The organism is Priestia megaterium (assembly GCF_009497655.1).
GTDB classification, from domain to species: Bacteria; Bacillota; Bacilli; order Bacillales; family Bacillaceae_H; genus Priestia; species Priestia zanthoxyli.
Genome location: NZ_CP023317.1, coordinates 1434302 through 1452102 on the forward strand (window position 1 = coordinate 1434302; position 17801 = coordinate 1452102).

General features: G+C 37.9%; 18 protein-coding genes and 1 other RNA gene. 14 read left to right on the forward strand and 5 right to left on the reverse strand.

Annotated features, from left to right (window positions below; all coding sequences use genetic code 11):
* Nucleotides 1-62: 62 nt before the first annotated feature.
* The 10 genes from CEQ83_RS07200 (at nt 63) to CEQ83_RS07245 (ending at nt 8440) form a co-directional block, all read left to right on the forward strand.
* Nucleotides 63-614 (forward strand): SLOG family protein, encoded by a 552-nt coding sequence (locus CEQ83_RS07200; protein WP_028414057.1) that lies wholly within the window; start codon nt 63-65, stop codon nt 612-614.
* Between the two features lie 104 nt (nt 615-718).
* A complete protein-coding gene (gpsB, locus tag CEQ83_RS07205; protein WP_013056140.1) occupies nt 719-1051 on the forward strand; it encodes a cell division regulator GpsB in 333 nt (110 codons plus the stop codon).
* Between the two features lie 63 nt (nt 1052-1114).
* An RNA gene (gene rnpB, locus CEQ83_RS07210) (RNase P RNA component class B) lies at nt 1115-1503 on the forward strand.
* 248 nt (nt 1504-1751) lie between these two features.
* Complete coding sequence (locus CEQ83_RS07215; protein WP_028414056.1) at nt 1752-2096, forward strand: lmo0954 family membrane protein; 345 nt, start codon at nt 1752-1754, stop codon at nt 2094-2096.
* 36 nt (nt 2097-2132) lie between these two features.
* Nucleotides 2133-2759 carry a PspA/IM30 family protein gene (locus tag CEQ83_RS07220; protein WP_028414055.1) on the forward strand — a complete coding sequence of 209 codons (627 nt, stop codon included), beginning with the start codon at nt 2133-2135 and terminating at the stop codon, nt 2757-2759.
* Nucleotides 2760-2894: 135 nt separating this feature from the next.
* Nucleotides 2895-3623, forward strand: coding sequence for a cell wall-active antibiotics response protein LiaF (liaF, locus tag CEQ83_RS07225; protein WP_028414054.1), 729 nt, complete (start codon nt 2895-2897; stop codon nt 3621-3623).
* Nucleotides 3620-4666: a sensor histidine kinase gene (locus CEQ83_RS07230; RefSeq protein WP_154991537.1), complete on the forward strand. Its 1047-nt coding sequence runs from the start codon at nt 3620-3622 to the stop codon at nt 4664-4666. The genes liaF and CEQ83_RS07230 overlap by 4 nt, the downstream gene beginning before the upstream one ends.
* Entirely contained in the window at nt 4659-5285 is a 627-nt protein-coding gene (locus CEQ83_RS07235) for a response regulator (RefSeq protein WP_028414052.1), read from the forward strand. Before CEQ83_RS07230 ends, CEQ83_RS07235 begins: the two co-directional genes overlap by 8 nt.
* A gap of 132 nt (nt 5286-5417) precedes the next feature.
* Nucleotides 5418-7085: a glycoside hydrolase family 13 protein gene (locus CEQ83_RS07240; protein ID WP_155017135.1), complete on the forward strand. Its 1668-nt coding sequence runs from the start codon at nt 5418-5420 to the stop codon at nt 7083-7085.
* A 209-nt stretch (nt 7086-7294) separates the two neighbouring features.
* Nucleotides 7295-8440, forward strand: coding sequence for a THUMP domain-containing class I SAM-dependent RNA methyltransferase (locus CEQ83_RS07245; RefSeq protein WP_099000110.1), 1146 nt, complete (start codon nt 7295-7297; stop codon nt 8438-8440).
* A gap of 44 nt (nt 8441-8484) precedes the next feature.
* Here the strand turns inward: CEQ83_RS07245 and CEQ83_RS27565 are convergent, their stop codons facing one another.
* Complete coding sequence (locus CEQ83_RS27565) at nt 8485-8613, reverse strand: hypothetical protein (RefSeq protein ID WP_013056148.1); 129 nt, start codon at nt 8611-8613, stop codon at nt 8485-8487.
* A gap of 159 nt (nt 8614-8772) precedes the next feature.
* Between CEQ83_RS27565 and CEQ83_RS07250 the strand changes: the two genes are divergently transcribed.
* Nucleotides 8773-9267: a hypothetical protein gene (locus CEQ83_RS07250; RefSeq protein WP_028414049.1), complete on the forward strand. Its 495-nt coding sequence runs from the start codon at nt 8773-8775 to the stop codon at nt 9265-9267.
* A 34-nt stretch (nt 9268-9301) separates the two neighbouring features.
* On the opposite strand, the gene CEQ83_RS07255 is transcribed toward CEQ83_RS07250, so the two are convergent.
* The 4 genes from CEQ83_RS07255 to CEQ83_RS07270 are packed head-to-tail and all read right to left on the reverse strand — an operon-like array spanning nt 9302 to nt 13441.
* Nucleotides 9302-10114: a carbohydrate ABC transporter permease gene (locus CEQ83_RS07255; RefSeq protein ID WP_099000108.1), complete on the reverse strand. Its 813-nt coding sequence runs from the start codon at nt 10112-10114 to the stop codon at nt 9302-9304.
* A gap of 14 nt (nt 10115-10128) precedes the next feature.
* Complete coding sequence (locus tag CEQ83_RS07260) at nt 10129-11082, reverse strand: carbohydrate ABC transporter permease (protein WP_099000105.1); 954 nt, start codon at nt 11080-11082, stop codon at nt 10129-10131.
* Nucleotides 11066-12313, reverse strand: a complete 1248-nt coding sequence (locus tag CEQ83_RS07265) for an ABC transporter substrate-binding protein (RefSeq protein WP_034266533.1) — start codon at nt 12311-12313, stop codon at nt 11066-11068. Before CEQ83_RS07265 ends, CEQ83_RS07260 begins: the two co-directional genes overlap by 17 nt.
* 36 nt (nt 12314-12349) lie before the next feature.
* Nucleotides 12350-13441 (reverse strand): ABC transporter ATP-binding protein, encoded by a 1092-nt coding sequence (locus CEQ83_RS07270; RefSeq protein ID WP_099000104.1) that lies wholly within the window; start codon nt 13439-13441, stop codon nt 12350-12352.
* A gap of 332 nt (nt 13442-13773) precedes the next feature.
* Here CEQ83_RS07270 and CEQ83_RS07275 point away from each other — a divergent pair, with 332 nt between their 5' ends.
* The 3 genes from CEQ83_RS07275 (at nt 13774) to CEQ83_RS07285 (ending at nt 17758) form a co-directional block, all read left to right on the forward strand.
* Nucleotides 13774-13953 carry a hypothetical protein gene (locus CEQ83_RS07275; RefSeq protein WP_013056154.1) on the forward strand — a complete coding sequence of 60 codons (180 nt, stop codon included), beginning with the start codon at nt 13774-13776 and terminating at the stop codon, nt 13951-13953.
* A 224-nt stretch (nt 13954-14177) separates the two neighbouring features.
* A complete protein-coding gene (locus CEQ83_RS07280) occupies nt 14178-16115 on the forward strand; it encodes an ATP-dependent DNA helicase (RefSeq protein ID WP_155017136.1) in 1938 nt (645 codons plus the stop codon).
* 125 nt (nt 16116-16240) lie between these two features.
* Nucleotides 16241-17758, forward strand: a complete 1518-nt coding sequence (locus tag CEQ83_RS07285) for a carboxypeptidase M32 (protein ID WP_155017137.1) — start codon at nt 16241-16243, stop codon at nt 17756-17758.
* Nucleotides 17759-17801 lie beyond the last annotated feature (43 nt).

Here is a 17801-nt window from a genome sequence, read left to right on the forward strand (position 1 = left end):
GTACGTTAATAGGAGCTGATTACATCAGTTCCTATTCTATTTTGTTACAAAGGAGTTATATAATGAAGGTGCTAACGGTTACTGGTTATAAGCCATTCGAACTTGGAATTTTTAATGAAAAACATCAAGGCATTACATACATAAAAAAAGCGCTCTATAAAAAATTACAGGAATTAGTAGAAGATGGATTAGAATGGGTATTGATTAGTGGCCAGCTAGGAGTAGAGATTTGGGCAGCAGAAGTGGTATTTGATCTGCAGCTCGATTATCCCGAGCTTCAGTTAGCTGTTTTAACCCCATTTTTGGAGCAGGAAGAAAAATGGAATGACGTCAATAAAGAATTGTATGAATTTGTCTTAAGTCAAGCAGATTATGTAGATAGCATCACAAAAAAGAAATATGAAAGTCCAGCACAGTTTCGGTTAAAAAATCAATTTTTAGTAGAAAAAAGTGAAGGTATTTGTTTAGTTTACGACGAAGAGCACGAAGGAAGTCCTAAATATATGTTAGAAACGGCTAAAAAGCGTGCTGAACGAGAAGAATACCCTATTATAATGGTGACGTCTCACGACTTACAGGATATCGTGGATGAAGAAAAATTTTCGTCTTTTTAACGCCACTTGACGAAACATTTTAAAAGATAAATTGACATTTGAAGCTATTTTTGAAAAAATGAATTATAATAAAGATAAGGTTTATCGTATTCGAGGTGATAGAGATGTTAGCTGATAAAATTCGTTTAACGGCCAAAGAAATTTTAGAAAAAGAATTTAAAACAGGCATGAGAGGCTATAATCAAGAAGAAGTAGATAAGTATCTAGATTCTGTTATTAAAGATTATGAAGCATTTCATGAAGAAATTGAAGCATTACAAACTGAAAATTTACGCTTAAAAAAGCAAGTAGAAGAGTTATCTAAAAAGCCGCAACAACCTTCGTTTACCCCGCCGCCGGCTCAACAGCAGCAGCAAGCGGGTACGACAAACTTTGATATTTTAAAACGTTTGTCAAACTTAGAAAAACATGTGTTTGGAAGTAAATTATACGAATAACCTAAAAATAGGAGTTGCATTCAACTCCTATTTTTATTATACTAAGGAAAGTCGTTATCAATAACGTTCGGGTAATTGCTGCATCACATATGAGGATGTAGAGGAAAGTCCATGCTCGCACAGACTGCGATGTCTGTAGTGTTCGTGCCTAGCGAAGTCATAAGCTAGGGTAGCTGTTAAAAGCTAACGGCGGGGAAAAAGCCTAAGTCTTTTTAAGATATGGCTTGACTACTCTGAAAGTGCCACAGTGACGAAGTCTTATCAGAAATGATAAGAGTGGAACGAGGTAAACCCCTCGAGCGAGAAACCCAAATAATGGTAGGGGAACTTTCTGGAAGGAACTGAACGGAAGGAAGGACAAAATGGTTACATTTTGTAGATAGATAATTGCCACCGGAGTACGAGGTAGCTAGCCGCTTGCAGTACAATGGTACAAAACATGGCTTACAGAACGTTATTGAAAAGCAATCGACAATAGTTGTTATACACTATATTTTAATCCAACCCAGCTCTTCATATAACGGAAGAGCTTTTTTTATGTCAAAATGACAGCTTATCATAAGCTGTCATTTTTTTTGTACAATCAGGCTGAGCTTGTTGTCAGCCTCAGGTCTTAGGAGAAAATAAAGCTCTAGCTCGTTTTGAAAAAACGTTATCATCCTTAAACTAAGTATATAGAGAAGCGAAAGGAGGAAACAAAATGAAAAAAGTTGGTTTGTTTTTGATTGGAGCGGTAGCTGCTATCGTTCTTCTTGCAAATGCTGGCCCCATGGTAGGACTTGCGCTTGGCTTGGTTATTTTGTACGTAGCATTTAAAGGGTTTGTTAAAGCAGAGACCCCCTTTAAAAAATGGTTCTGGGGGTTTATTGGTGTCGTCGTACTCTTAACAACCGTTTCAAACCTTCCGGCTCTTGCTGGTATCATCGCAGCAGTAGTACTTTACATTGTATATAAAAAGTGGAACAGCAGCAGGCCTATAAAAATGGAAAAAGAAGATCCGTTTAAGCACTTTGAACGTCAGTGGGCTGACTTAAATCAAAAATAATAAAATTTCACTTTATTATCTAAGGAGATGAACAAAATGAGAAACTTATTTACTCGAATGAAAGAAACGATTTCTGCAGACCTTCATCAATTACTTGATCACAAAGAACAAAAAAATCCAATTGCTTCGTTAAATCACTATTTGCGCCAATGCGAGCAGGAGACTGAAAAGGTAAGGCAGCTTGTTGAGCGGCAGCACACGTTAAAAGAGCAGTTTAATCGCGAATACCATCTGGCACTTGACATGATGAAAAAACGTCATGAGCAAGCACAAGTGGCGCAAGCAGCTGAAGAAGCAGAATTACATGAATTTATTGTAAAAGAGCATGCTCACTACGAAGAGAGAGCAAAGCGTGTAAAAGAATCTTATGAAGATGCATCCAAGCAGTTAGAAGAGCTTGAACAAAAGTATGAAGAAATGAAGCATAAGGTAAAAGATATGCATATTCGCCGTATGGAACTAATGGGGCGCGAAAATATTGCCCGTGCGCACCATCGTATGAATTCAGTAATGAAAACGGAAGCATCTTATGCGTCCTACAGTCAGTTTGACGAAATGGAAACCTATATTGACCAGCTTGAAAATCAAATTAATACAAATTACTACAGACAAACGGTAGACAGCAAGATTGCTGAATTAGAAAAAAGAGTAAAATCATCGTAAAAAATCAGTGTTTCTGCATAAAACATGGTATTCTAAAAAAGGCGTAGGTTTCTGCGTCTTTTTAAGGTGAGAGAATAGATATCTGCAGCATCCAAAGAACGCTATGTCATCTACGAGGAGAAAGGAGAGGGAGCTGTGCAAAGCGTAAACAAAACAGAATCTCTTATGTTCATTTTTATTTGCAGCTTATTTGTCCTGTTTATTGAAATTATGTTTTTTCACAGCGGCTTGATCTTTTCTGTATTAATTGCCGGTGCGTTCATGTATATTGGGCGAAAAAAAATGAGAAGAAAATTAGGGCGTATGTTATTTTGGATTGGCGTTATTGGGCTTGTGTTGAATATATTTAATACGGTTGCCTTTAAGTTTTTAGTTATTGCTCTTTTCCTGTACTTTTTACTTAGATTTATTCAATTACGAAAGCATCCGGTTGAATTTAGACCAACTGACGAGTTGACACAGCAGCCAAACCAAAGTTTGGTTCAGGTCCGGCCGGTTTTGACGAATAAACTTCTTGGTAGTCAAAGAACCGAAGACTCCGTATACGAATGGGATGATATTAATATTCAAAGCGTATGGGGAGACATTGTGATTGATTTAAGCAATACTGTTCTGCCAAAAGGCGATGCGGTTATCTTTATTCGTCAAGTGTTTGGAAATATTAAAGTGCTCATTCCTTACGAAACAGAAGTATCTGTGAATCATTCTAAACTAGCAGGAAACGTAACGGTTTTTGGCCATCAGCGCGGCTTTTCGTTCAATGAAAATTTGTCTATCAAAACAGAGGAATTTGATCAATCTGCTCATAGGGTGAAGATTGTTACAACTGTTGTGATTGGAGATTTAGAGGTGCAAAGGATATGAGTATTCTTCAACGGCAGTTATTGTGGGGGATTTTCTTAAGTTTTTTTGTATTTGTATCCGTGCTCTTTACCGTGTTTTTTGCATATCCTGTTTTTCAACTTAGCGACTTATGGAAAACGAGCGTATTTGGCATGCCTTTTGTGCTGTTTTCCTTCAGTTTAAGCCTTACGATTGGAAGCGTGATTGGAGGAATCATGGGGTTTATGTGGAGACAGCAGTGGACATATGTTGAAAACCGATTATATGAAATAGAAAATGGCCACCGGCATATGTCGGCAAATGAACCGCTTATTCAAGAAACGTCTCGAATTATAAGCCGTTTAAACAAAGTAGATCATAAAATGATTCTTCAAGCGCAGCAATCTCAAAAGATGGCAACGGAAAAAGTGGAAAATCAGCAAAAGCAAGTGCAAGAAATTGTTTCTCAAGAACGAAATCGGCTTGCTAGAGAACTGCATGACTCCGTTAGTCAGCAGCTATTTGCCGCTTCGATGCTTATGTCTGCTATTACGGAATCCAATCTTACGCTACAAGACTCTGAAGCTAAGCAATTAAAGATGGTTGAAAAAATGATTAATCAATCACAGCTTGAAATGAGGGCTTTGCTTCTTCATCTTCGTCCTGCAGCATTAAAAGGAAAATCGCTACAGGCTGGAATGAAAGAACTGATGAATGAGCTTGCTCAAAAAGTACCGCTTGAATTAAATTGGAAAATAGAAGGGTTTGAACTTGATAAAGGCATTGAAGACCACTTGTTTAGAATTTTGCAAGAATCCGTATCAAATACGCTGCGTCATGCAAATGCAACAGCTTTAGACGTGCTGCTGATCAAACGTGACTTTTCCATTATTTTACGTATTTTGGATAACGGAGTTGGTTTTGATGTAGAAAAGGAGAAAGTCGGATCGTACGGTCTGCAAAATATGTATGAACGCGCAGTTGAAATTGGAGGCCTATTAAAAATTATTAGTTTGCCCGACAAAGGAACAAAGCTAGAAGTAAAAGTACCGTTAGTAGAAAGAGAGGAGAAGCAAAATGATTAATGTACTGTTAGTAGATGACCATGAAATGGTTCGTATTGGCGTAGGAGCGTATTTGTCGGCTCAAACAGACATTCATGTAATAGCTGAAGCAGCCAATGGCCAACAGGCCGTTGAATTAGGGCTTCAGCTGCGCCCGGATATTATTTTAATGGATTTAGTCATGGAAGAAATGGACGGGATTGAAGCAACAAAACAGCTCATTAAGCAGTGGCCGGAAGCAAAAGTAATTATTGTCACTAGCTTTCTAGATGACGAAAAAGTATATCCCGCTCTAGAGGCAGGGGCAACAAGCTACTTATTAAAAACGTCTAAAGCAGGAGAAATTGCAGCTGCTATTCGCCGTACATATGAGGGGGAATCTGTATTAGAGCCTGAAGTAACCGGTAAAATGATGTCTAAAATGAGAAAGCCGTCTTTACCTCATGAAGAACTCACAGCTCGTGAAATGGAAATTTTACTTTTAATGACACAAGGTAAAACAAATCAAGAGATTGCAGACGAATTATTTATTGCGCTAAAGACGGTAAAAACACATGTGAGCAATTTATTAAGTAAGCTGGATGTGCAGGACCGAACTCAAGCCGTCATTTATGCCTTTAAACACAAATTAGCGCAGTGAGAATCGTTATTCAAAAGAGAATAACGATTTTTTTTGTGAAAAACCTATTTTTTTGCATGTATTCATTATAAAATAGCGATATGCGTAAAGGCGAACGCTTACGTAAAAGCACTATTTTGAGGGGTTGAGCACATGGAAAAGAAATGGTGGAAAGAAGCTGTTGCGTATCAAATCTATCCGCGAAGCTTCATGGATTCAAACGGCGACGGAATTGGTGACATTCAAGGGGTTATTTCAAAATTAGACTATTTATCTGATCTTGGAATTGATGTCATTTGGATTTGCCCGATTTATCAGTCTCCTAACGACGATAATGGCTACGATATCAGTGATTATAAAGATATTATGAAAGATTTTGGAACAATGGAAGACTTTGATGAGCTGTTAGATGAAGTTCACCATCGCGGAATGAAGCTGATTATGGATTTAGTTATTAACCATACTTCAGATGAACATCCTTGGTTTTTAGAATCTAGGTCTGCTAAAGAGAATCCATATCGTGATTATTATATCTGGCACGAAGGTAAAGATGGAAAAGAGCCAAACAACTGGGAATCTATTTTTAGCGGATCAGCTTGGGAGTTCGACGAAAAGACAAAAGAATATTACATGCACGTATTTTCTAAAAAACAGCCCGATTTAAACTGGGAAAACGAAAAAGTACGTCATGAGCTTTATGAAATGGTTAACTGGTGGTTAGATAAAGGAATTGACGGCTTTCGTGTAGATGCTATTTCGCATATTAAGAAAGTGGCCGGCTTCCCAGATCTGCCGAACCCTGAAAAGCTAGATTATGTGCCATCGTTTGAAGGGCATATGAATCGACCGGGAATTCAAGAACATTTAAAAGAGCTAAAAGAAAAAACGTTTGCCAAATACGATATTATGACGGTTGGAGAGGCAAATGGTGTAACATCGGACAGCGCAGATGAGTGGGTAGCTGAAGATGGCGGAAACTTCAATATGATTTTTCAGTTCGAGCATATGGGACTGTGGGATAAAGGAGAAGAAAAACCGCTTGATTTAATCGAGTTAAAAACAATTTTAACTAATTGGCAAAATGGTTTAGAAAAAATTAACGGCTGGAACGCTTTATATTTAGAAAATCATGACCAAATTCGTTCTGTAAATAAATTCGGCAGCACAGCTTACCGAGTGGAAAGTGCAAAGTGCTTAGCTGCACTATACTTTTTAATGAAAGGAACACCGTTTATTTATCAAGGACAAGAACTTGGAATGACCAATGTTAAATTTGATTCTATTGATGATTATGATGATGTTGGGATGATTAACTACTACCGTATTCAGCGTGAAAAAGGCGATTCACATGACGAGATTATGAAAGTTATTTGGGAAACAGGCCGCGATAACTCAAGGACGCCAATGCAGTGGAATACAGAAAAAAGTGCAGGATTTTCTACCGGAAACCCTTGGATGAAAGTGAACCCAAATTACGTAGACATTAACGTAGAAGAGCAGAAAAGTGATAAGAATTCGGTACTGAATTTTTACAAACAGCTCATTAAAATTAGAAAACAGCATGATGTGCTGGTGTATGGAACTTATAAGCTGTTGGCAGAAGAAGATTCCGCTATTTACGCGTATACGCGAACATTAGAAGGTAAAACCGCTGTTGTTATTTGTAATATGTCACCGAATAATCAAACGTTCGAGTTTCCTTCAGAGAGCTCATTTACAAACATAGAAGTGCTGATTCATAATTATCCGTTGGATAAAAACGAAACGCTTGAACAATGTACGCTGCACCCATATGAAACACGTGTATACTTACTTTCATAAACAAGTTGAGCAACCGATTGCGCAATTTTAAAATGGAAAGCTTTTAAAAACAAATCTATATGCGACATATGTAAAGAAACTGCTGGCTCTACCAAGAGCGAGCAGTTTCTGCATTTTGATAAAAAGACGGAGAAAGCTTTGACTACGGCGCATGTATATGGTACTTTTACACTTAGTGTAGATAATTAGAAACAAAATGAGGTTGAAAAATGGCGAAATATAAAATTATTGCAACAGCAGCAATGGGAATTGAAGCACTAGTCGCTAAAGAAGTGCGTGCTTTAGGATATGAATGTGAAGTAGATAATGGCAAGGTTATCTTTGAAGGAGACGAGCTTGCAATTGCTCGATGCAATTTATGGCTTCGTACAGCAGATCGAATTAAAGTACAGGTTGGACAGTTCAAAGCTCGTACGTTTGATGAGCTTTTTGAACAAACAAAAGCATTAAATTGGGGAGATTATTTGCCCGTAGATGCACAGTTTCCTGTATCGGGAAAATCAATTAAATCTAAATTGTTCAGCGTATCAGATTGTCAAAGCATTGTAAAAAAAGCAATTGTTGACAGCATGAAAAAACATTATAACAAAACAACAGGCTGGCTCGAAGAAACGGGGTCAACGTTTAAAATTGAAGTAGCGTTATTAAAAGATGTTGCTACATTAACAATTGACGCAAGCGGTGCAGGACTTCATAAGCGCGGTTACCGCGTAGGACAAGGGGAAGCTCCTTTAAAAGAAACGCTGGCAGCTGCTTTAATTATGCTAACGCCGTGGAATGCGAATCGTCCGTTTGTCGATGTTTTCTGCGGTTCTGGTACAATTGCTATCGAAGCAGCGCTTATCGGTCAAAATATTGCACCAGGATTTAATCGTGACTTCTTATCAGAAGAGTGGCCGTGGATGTCAGCAAGCATTTGGGACAAAGCGCGCGAAGAAGCAGAAGACTTAGCGAACTATGACCAAGTGCTAGATATTGCTGGTCATGATATTGACCATCGTATGGTAAAAGTAGCGGAGCAAAATGCATTTGAAGCTGGACTTGGAGATTTAATTCAATTTAAGCAAATGCAAGTGCGCGATTTTACGACGCCGAAAGAATATGGAATCATTATTGGTAACCCTCCGTACGGCGAACGTTTAAGCGATCGTCCTTCTGTTGAAAAAATGTACGCTGAAATGGGCGAAGCGTTTTCTAAGCTTGATACGTGGTCGATTTATATGCTTACATCTCATGAACAGTTTGAACAGTACTACGGTAAAAAAGCGACGAAAAAACGCAAATTGTTTAACGGATTTATTAAAACAGACTACTATCAGTACTGGGGACCTCGTCCTCCACGCAACGATCAATAAATACAAAAAGCCAAGCGGTGTAAAAACAGCTTGGCTTTTTTACGTTATTTCTTTTTTAAACCGCGATAAGCTAGCATTCCAAACATGCCTATCCCGAGCACGACAATTAATAAAATAAACCAAAACGTAGCATTAAGCAGGTATTTATATAGTCCGTCATAATAATCATGCATGTACTCACCCCATTATGTTTTTTTATAGTATGGGCGAGTAGCAGGGCAATATATGTATTCATTTCTTTTCAATAGCAGGCTTAAAACGAGAAATGATTAGCTTATTTCTAACATATTTACGAAAGGGAAATCTCATACTAAAACCTAAGAGGTGATAAAATGAGAAAAAATCGATCAGCACGGGTTTTTGGCGGGATGATGCTTCTTTCATGGTTAACCATCCCTTTTATAGGACGACAGCATATTAAGCGCTATTTATCATCTACTATGTTTATTTCCTTTTTAATTATGGTTGAAAGCTATATTGCTGAAAAAAAGAAGTGGTGGATATTCCCTAATCCTCCTCATCCATATTTAACAGGTGAAGCTGCTTTACTCTTAGGTCCATTTTTAGCAGGTTCTTTATGGATTAAAAAGTTCACATATGGCCATTTTGGAAGGTATATGTTATTAAATGCAATCGTAGATACATTTTTTGTTTATCCTTTTCAACGAGCTATGAGCCGTGCAAAGCTTTTTAGGGTAGGCACATTTAAAGAGTACCATTTGCTAGGTATCTTTCTGTTAAAAGCTGCTTTAATGTACGTTTACCAACACCTAATAGTAGAGAAACCGAAACCTCAGCGTGCTTTAAAAAATAATCCTATAGAATAAAGGGGCAGGCAGGGAAGCGTGATTTTCTTGCCTGCTATTTTAATGCCCCAGAGGTCATTCCTGAAATGAAATGCTTTTGCAAAAACACGTACGCAATCAATAATGGAATAGAAGAAAGAACGACTGCTGAAAACAGCATAGGGTAATTGGTTAGAAATTCCCCTTGAAAGTCCAATAATGCAATAGGCAGCGTTTTTACTTCTTTAGATTTTAATAATAGCAAAGGGAATAACAGATCATTCCACACGATCACAAACGAAAAAATTCCTACTGTAGCCATTGAAGGTATGGAGAGTCGAAGAGCGATTTTTGAATATATTTTCCACTCTGACGCCCCGTCCATGCGAGCGGCTTCGAATAGTTCCTTTGGCAAAGTTTTCATAAACCCCGTTATAATAAACACACCGATAGGAAGCAAAAAACTTATGGAGACGATAATGACCCCTGTTAGCGTATTGACCAGTCCAAGCTTATTCATCAGCAAAAAGACAGGAATCATATTGACTTGAGTAGGGACAATCATTCCGCAAACAAAAAAGCCGTATACAATCCATCCAAGCTTTTGAGGTAGCTGAATAATAGCGTAAGCAATCATGCTTGAAAACCATAGAATAAAAAACGTGCTAAAGACGGTAACAATCACGCTGTTTTGAATATAGCCAAAGATGGGTTCATTGACGAGCAGCTGTTTATAATTTTCAATATTCCAGCCTGCTGGTAATCCAATTGGGTTGCTGTAAAGTTCAGGCGTTGTTTTAAAGGTTGTTAATAAAACCAAGCTTAAGGGCAAAAGAATGATTAAACCGTATATCCCTAAAATCAGATGTCTGAATGGATTTTGTTTCATAAAAGAATCTCCTTTTACATTTTGGTCAGGCGAAGTACGCGAAATTGAAGAAACGTTAAAAGAGCAATCACAATCATAAATACAACGGAAATGGCAGAGGCATAGCCAAAACGAAAATTAATAAAAGCTTCGTGATAAAGAAGTGTCGAAAGAATTTCAGTTGAGTTGGAGGGACCTCCATTTGTCATTGCAATGATTAAATCAAATGCTTTAAAGCTTTGTATGGTCGTATAAGCCACAACCATTGTCGTAGCTGGAGCTAAAAGAGGCCACGTAATGCGCTTGAATTTTTGCCATCGTGTTGCTCCATCAATACTAGCAGCTTCATATAACTCACTGGGAATAGCTTGAATTCCAGCTACAAAAATAATAAGCATTTGACCAGTATGTGCCCAAAATTGTACAAAAGCCAAGCTGTAAATGGCGATATGTCCATTTCCAATCCAAGACTGTGTCCAATGCTTAAGGCCTATTTTACTTAAAAATAGGTTAACTCCTCCAATGTTGGGGTCATACATAAAGTTCCACGTGAACGCAATCGACACGGACGAAATAATCGTCGGTACAAAAAAGAGTGAGCGATAAAATGTATTCCATGCAGAATTTCTATAAAGTAAAAGTGCAAAGCCTAAGCTCAATAACGTTTGAAAGATCAGCACGCCAATTGTGAACTTTAAGTTGTTTGTAAGCGACTGTGTGAAAATAGCATCGTTTGTTAAAATTTCTTTGAAGTTTTGAAACCCTACAAATGAGAACTGAGAAGACAATCCATTCCAATCAGTTGTACTTAAAAATAAAGCAGAAAGCGTTGGCAATGCAAAGAAAACCGTATATATGACAAAACCAGGAAGCAAAAACAACCATAGATGCCTGCTTTTAGAGATATTTTTAAATGAAAAGAGAGGAAAAGAGAACGAAGGGGTTCTCTTTTCTTCCTCTTGAATAGACGTATTAGTTTTTAGCGACACGTTCTACCTCTCCTTGTGCTTTTTCAGCAGCTTTTTTCGCTGACATACCGGATAGTACGTCCTGTACAGATGTTTCAACAGCTTTTGATACGCGCTCATTTAAAATGGTAAATCGAGGTTGGAAGACCGTTTTTTTGTCTTTCCACTTTGCGCTTTCTTTGAGTTCAGGTGAATCATATTTCACGTCTTTGACCGTTAATAACTGGCCAGTAGCATTTGCATACTCAGAAGAAATCTTTGGATCTGCAAGGAAAGTTAAAAATTTCTTAGCAGCTTCTTTATGTTTTGATTTTTCAGCAACACCTAATAAGAATGTTGTGGTATGAACACCTTCGTATTTGGCTTTATCTTGATCCACTGTAATCGGTGCAAGCAAACCTTGATCAATCTTTGGATTTTGCTGTTTGACTGTAGCCATCATATAAGAACCTTGAGCAAGCATTGCGCCTTTTTCCTGAGCGAAAAGTGCTGCAGCACTTTCTTTTTTCGTACCAAGAGCATCTTTTTGGAAGTAACCTTTATCATTTAATTCTTTAATTTGAGATAGGGTTTTGATAAACCATTCATCAGTTAGCTTGCGCTTGCCCGTTTCTACTTCGTGAAGGGCGTTATTTGTAGGTTCGTTATTCATAATCATTGGGTTAATAAATTGAGAAGGACTTACGTCTCCTGAAAATAAAATCGGCGTGTAACCATTTTTCTTTAATGTTTCAGCTGTTTTTAAAAAGCTATTCCAGTCTTTAGGAACATCTAAATTTAGTTTTTCAAAAATGCCTTTGTTATAGACAGGGATGTTATAGACTAGCTGATAAGGAAGAGCATATTGCGTATTATCCGCTTTACCCGCTTGGATTAGCTTTTCGTCAAATTTGCTGAGTAAGTTTTGGTCGTCCAGCTTTGCAAAACCGTTTGCTTTGCGAATCGTTTCAAATTGACTTCCTGGAAAACTAGCAAATACATCGATGCCTTCTCCAGAGAGTAGAGATCCTTGAATTTGTGATTGATATGAATCCGAAGGAAAGACGGTCATCTCTACATGAATATTTGGGTTTTTCTTTTCAAATTGCTCAATGATAGAATCAAAGGCTTTCGTATCTTCTCCTCGCCAATGCGTAAAGTTAATGGTTACTTTTTTTGAAGAATCGCTGCTGTCGCCGCTTGTTGAACTGTTTTTGCCGCAGCCGGCGATGATCACGGTGAGCATTGCTAACAGAATTAATAATTTTTTCATTTTAGTTCCCCCATTTATAGAATTCTTTTTAGATAGTTATTGGTCAATTTTGATACGATTGGTAGATGTTTGGTCAAAGAAATGAGCATGATTCATTTGAAAATGAAACGGAAAGTGCTGATGAACTTGAATATGTTCATCCCCAGGGATTTTAGCCACAAAGAGCTGCTCTCCTAAACTGCTGTATAGTATGTACTCTGCTCCTAATAACTCAGACACATCTACCGGTAATGAAATATGAGGAGCATCAGAAAAGGCACGCGTAATATGCTCGGGTCGAATTCCTACAGTAATGAATTGATTATTGTAGCCTTTTTCATGTAACGAATGCATTTGATTTTCTGTCAGCTGAAACTCATGTTCACTGATGTACAGTTTGCTGTTCACTACTTTTCCTGTGAAAAAGTTCATTCCCGGTGAGCCTATAAAACTGGCTACAAACGTATTCTCTGGAGCATTATACACTTGCATAGGTGAACCTATTTGCTGAATTTTTCCGTCTTTCATAACTACGATTCTGCTTGCCATCGTCATGGCTTCTGTTTGATCGTGGGTTACATAAATAATGGTCGTCTGCAGCCTCTGATGAAGCTTACTGATTTCAGCACGCATTTGTACGCGAAGCTTCGCATCAAGGTTAGACAAAGGCTCATCCATTAAAAAAATTTGGGCATTCCGTACAATGGCTCTTCCTAAAGCCACTCGCTGACGCTGACCTCCTGATAATGCTTTTGGCTTGCGTTTTAAATAGGGTTCTAAGTCCAAAATACGAGCCGCTTCACGAACGCGCTCATCAATTTCTTGTTTTGGGACTTTGCGGAGCTGCAAGCCAAATGCCATGTTGTCGTAAACCGTTAAATGAGGGTAAAGCGCGTAGTTTTGAAACACCATTGCAATATCCCGGTCCTTAGAAGGTAAATCGTTTGCACGATCTCCGTTAATAAGCAATTCTCCTTCTGTTATCGATTCAAGGCCGGCGATCATTCGAAGGGTAGTGGATTTGCCGCACCCTGAAGGTCCTACAAATACAATAAATTCTTTGTCTTGAATATGAAGATTAAAATTATCAACTGCAAGACTATCTTTTCCGTATTTTTTATACACATGCTGCAACTGCAGTTCTGCCATTTTTTTCTCCTCTCAGCAGGCTTTTAAAAAATAAAAGCCTCTAATTGCATAGACGGATTGTACGTGTATCTGGCAATTAGAGGCTATCGGTTGACCGGTAAGCCTGTAGTATGTAGTTTTGAGTGATTGAATCTGTAAGTGATTTTAAAATATATTATTCCTATATGTCAAGTGAGAATTAAAATATTTTAATAAGTTCGATTATTTTCTTAAATGAAAGAATCCATTTATTAAGCCAGAGATGCTGGTTTTGAGAATAAAATAAACAGCTGGTGTATAGAATGATAGTATTCACTTTTATAGTAAGCACTACAGAGAGAGGATGTTTATAAATGGATAGAAACACGCAGTTCACTATGATTCGGCAAGCGTTGGAAAACAGCTATCATTTAATGCAGCAGGGAATAGAAGTTAGCGGAGAGACGCTTACTCAGCTGGAACAAGCAAAAGCCGAGTATGAAGCGGCCTTTTTATTGTCTCAGTCCACGGATTCCAAATTCCGCTGTAATTAATTTTTTAATAGCACTTATTCCGTTTGCGTTCTATACACCCAGCTTTTATACAAAAAGGTTCTGTCCTTACAGGCAGAACTTTTTTATGTTCAGCTCTTTTTATTGACATTTTAGATAAAGTAGTCAATAATTAAGTTTTGCTTACATGAGAAATTTACTAGATAAAAAGAAGTGAAGCTAATTTTTATTGATAGATATTTACATAAATAAAGGAGTCAGTATCGATGATGAGAGAGCGGTTGCCTTTTACAATTGAGCGGGATGAAAACTTTTTTGACAAATTAAATGAATGGATAGGTGATGTTTTTTATGATCATCTTCCAGACGCAGGATTAGAACTTCGGGATGAACAAATTTTTATGGCTTTTCAAATCGAACGAGCTTTTAAAGAAAAAAATGTAATCTTTGCAGAAGCAGGTGTAGGAACAGGGAAAACCATTGTGTATTTACTGTACGCTATTTGTTATGCAAGGTATATTGGCAAGCCGGCTATTATTGCCTGTGCGGATGAAACATTAATTGAACAGTTAGTAAAAGCCGAAGGAGACATTGCCAAGCTCTCTGGTATTTTAGATATTAACATGGATGTTCGCCTAGCAAAATCTCAAGATCAGTATCTGTGTTTAAAGAAATTAGATGCTGTGACAGCACGAACAGATAATGAAAACATTGAAGAAATTTACGATACGCTTCCTGATTTTGTTCATGATCATAGTGGTATGCAGTCGTTCTATCACTACGGAGACCGTAAAGAATATCCTCATTTAACGGATGAGGAATGGAATCAAATTAACTGGGATACGTTTCAAGATTGCTCTTCCTGTGAGCAGCGTCATAGATGTGGCTTAACGCTTTCACGCGAGCACTATAGAAAAGCACATGACTTAATTATTTGCTCTCACGATTTTTACATGGAACACATTTGGACATATGAAGCCCGCAAGCGTGAAGGACAGCTTCCGCTTCTTCCTGAAAGCAGCTGTGTTGTATTTGATGAAGGTCACCTGCTGGAATTTGCTGCACAAAAGGCTTTAACGTATCGCATTCAAGAAGATACGTTAGAAAACTTGTTAACGCGTCTATTAGAAAATGACGTGCGAGAAGAATTTGCTGTGAAGATCGAGCACGCTATCGATGTGTATGCAATGTTCTTTGACCGTTTAAGTGAAGCAAGCACAGAAATCGTTGGTTCTAGCCGTAAAGAAGTAGCCCGAACAAACGGATTACAAAGTGTAGGAAAAGAACTTTTATCGCTGCTTGAACATATCGGAAACGAGCTTGTGTTTGAGAGTGAGACCTATACAGTAGACGAATATACGCTGCGAATTGTAGATGAGTACCTAGATCAAATTGATTATTCGCTGCGCTTATTTATGGACAACGAAAATGCCATCTACTGGGTGGAAGAAAACAACTGGCAGCTGACGTTGGTTATTATGCCGCAAGCAGTAAAAGACGTCTTAAAAGAACGAGTATTTGCGAAGAAAATACCATACATTTTCACTTCTGCCACTCTTTCAGATAACCAATCGTTCGATTATTTAGCATATAGCTTAGGAATTGCAAAGCCGCTTTCTTTTTCCGTTGAATCGCCATTTGATTATGATGAGCAAATGAAAATTGCGGTGAAAGATGTTTCCGATGATCAAGAAGAAGCGTTTGCTGAAAAATTTGCCTTTGCTGTTGCTCAGCTCGAAAAAACGAACGGACGAGCACTTTTATTGTTTAACAGTAAAGAAGAACTAGAGATGTTCAAAGAAGTTTCCAAAGAGTTAAATCAGTACACATTTTTATTTGAAGGCGATCAAGAAATCAGTAAATTAGTGTCTCAGTTCCAAAGGGAAGAAGAAACGATTTTATGCGCTGTTCATTTGTGGGAAGGGTTGGATATTCCTGGACCTTCGTTATCGAATGTAATTATTTGGTCTCTGCCGTATCCGCCAAATGATCCGGTCTTTGAAGCAAAGCGCAATCAAGTAGTCGATCCATTTTGGGATGCAGATATGCCGTATATGCTTCTTCGCTTAAAGCAAGGAGTTGGAAGGCTGATTCGCTCTCATAATGATAAGGGTCTAATCACGATCTTTATGCCAAAAAGCACAGATTCAAAAGTGCGTTCAATCATTGAACAAAATGTTCCAACGAAAATAGAAAACGTATAAAAAAGCGCGGTGGCAGCCGCGCTTTTTTATGTGCACAATAGATTGAATTTTCAGTTATATACACACCGTTACTATTATGATAAAATAATTTATGGTGAAATAAGGAAAGTAAGGAGGAAAAAACAATGAGAGAAGACATACAGAAAATTGAGAAACAGTTTTATGAATACATGAATAAAATCAAAAGTTATCACGAGGCAATCGGAGTGATGTACTGGGATTTGAGAACGGGTGCTCCAAAAAAAGGGGCGGATCAGCGTTCTGAAGTGATTGGCATGATGTCATCAGAAGCGTTCAATCTTTCCGTTTCTAATGAAATGGCAGGTTTTATTGAGAAATTAACGAACCCTGAGTCACAGCCTTACATAAACGATATTACGAAAAAAGCAGTGGAAGAATGTAAAAAAGAATATGACTTAAATAAAAAGATTCCTCCGCACGAATATAAAGAATACGTTACGTTAACTTCAAAAGCGGAGTCAATTTGGGAAGAAGCAAAAGAAAAAGCAGATTTTGCTTTATTTCAACCGTACCTTGAAAAAATTGTAGCGTTTAATCAGAAGTTTGTGGAGTATTGGGGGTATGAAGGAAACAAATATAACCGTTTATTAGACCTTTTTGAACCGGGAATGACGGTTGAAATCTTAGACGAGGTATTTGGAAAGCTGCGGGAGCATATTGTGCCTCTTGTTCAGCGAATCGCCGGGTCAAATACAAAGCCCAATACGGAATTTTTATTCCGTACTTTCCCAAAAGAAGCGCAAAAGCAATTTAGTCTAGACGTGTTAAAAACACTCGGCTATGATTTTGAAGCGGGGCGCCTTGATGAAACAGTTCATCCTTTTGCTACTGGCTTAAACCCGGGAGATGTGCGCATCACGACTAAATATGCCGAAAACGATTTTCGAACGGCTATTTTTGGAACAATTCACGAATGCGGCCATGCTTTATATGAGCAGAATATTTCAAAGGATCTTGTCGGTACAGTTCTATGTGAAGGTACTTCAATGGGAATTCACGAATCACAGTCGCTGTTTTTTGAGCAGTTTGTCGGTAAAAATAAGGCATTTTGGCAGCATAATTACGACGTACTAAAACAGCATGCGCCGGGGCAATTTGACGATGTAGGTTTAGAAGATTTTTACCGAGGAGTAAATGAGGCAAAACCGTCGCTTATTCGTATTGAAGCAGATGAGTTAACGTATCCTCTTCATATTATGATTCGTTACGAAATTGAAAAAGGATTAATAAACGGGGAGTATAAAGTTGAGGATTTACCGGAAATTTGGAATGAGAAATACGAAGAATATTTAGGGGTTCGTCCAAGTCACGATGGAGAAGGCGTGCTTCAGGACGTACACTGGGCCGGAGGAAGCTTTGGGTACTTCCCTTCCTATGCTCTGGGCTATATGTACGCAGCGCAGTTTAAGCATACCATGTTAAAAGACTTGCCTAATTATGATGAACTCTTGGAAAAAGGAGAAATTTCGCCGATTACAAATTGGTTAACAGAACATATTCACCAGTACGGAAAAATGAAAAAACCTCTTGAAATTTTAAACGATGTGACGGGTGAAGGGCTAAATGTAGATTATTTAATTCAATATCTAGAAGAGAAATACGGACAAATTTATCACGTATAAAAAGTGCTATAACCGAATATTATGTTTTGTATTGCAAGTAAAT

Coding starts and splice junctions, on each gene's coding strand:
- CEQ83_RS07200 (WP_028414057.1), top strand. CDS start 63: ATGAAGGTGCTAACGGTTACTGGTTATAAGCCATTCGAACTTGGAATT.
- gpsB (WP_013056140.1), top strand. CDS start 719: ATGTTAGCTGATAAAATTCGTTTAACGGCCAAAGAAATTTTAGAAAAA.
- CEQ83_RS07215 (WP_028414056.1), top strand. CDS start 1,752: ATGAAAAAAGTTGGTTTGTTTTTGATTGGAGCGGTAGCTGCTATCGTT.
- CEQ83_RS07220 (WP_028414055.1), top strand. CDS start 2,133: ATGAGAAACTTATTTACTCGAATGAAAGAAACGATTTCTGCAGACCTT.
- CEQ83_RS07230 (WP_154991537.1), top strand. CDS start 3,620: ATGAGTATTCTTCAACGGCAGTTATTGTGGGGGATTTTCTTAAGTTTT.
- CEQ83_RS07235 (WP_028414052.1), top strand. CDS start 4,659: ATGATTAATGTACTGTTAGTAGATGACCATGAAATGGTTCGTATTGGC.
- CEQ83_RS07240 (WP_155017135.1), top strand. CDS start 5,418: ATGGAAAAGAAATGGTGGAAAGAAGCTGTTGCGTATCAAATCTATCCG.
- CEQ83_RS07245 (WP_099000110.1), top strand. CDS start 7,295: ATGGCGAAATATAAAATTATTGCAACAGCAGCAATGGGAATTGAAGCA.
- CEQ83_RS27565 (WP_013056148.1), bottom strand. CDS start 8,613: ATGCATGATTATTATGACGGACTATATAAATACCTGCTTAATGCTACG.
- CEQ83_RS07250 (WP_028414049.1), top strand. CDS start 8,773: ATGAGAAAAAATCGATCAGCACGGGTTTTTGGCGGGATGATGCTTCTT.
- CEQ83_RS07255 (WP_099000108.1), bottom strand. CDS start 10,114: ATGAAACAAAATCCATTCAGACATCTGATTTTAGGGATATACGGTTTA.
- CEQ83_RS07265 (WP_034266533.1), bottom strand. CDS start 12,313: ATGAAAAAATTATTAATTCTGTTAGCAATGCTCACCGTGATCATCGCC.
- CEQ83_RS07270 (WP_099000104.1), bottom strand. CDS start 13,441: ATGGCAGAACTGCAGTTGCAGCATGTGTATAAAAAATACGGAAAAGAT.
- CEQ83_RS07275 (WP_013056154.1), top strand. CDS start 13,774: ATGGATAGAAACACGCAGTTCACTATGATTCGGCAAGCGTTGGAAAAC.
- CEQ83_RS07280 (WP_155017136.1), top strand. CDS start 14,178: ATGATGAGAGAGCGGTTGCCTTTTACAATTGAGCGGGATGAAAACTTT.
- CEQ83_RS07285 (WP_155017137.1), top strand. CDS start 16,241: ATGAGAGAAGACATACAGAAAATTGAGAAACAGTTTTATGAATACATG.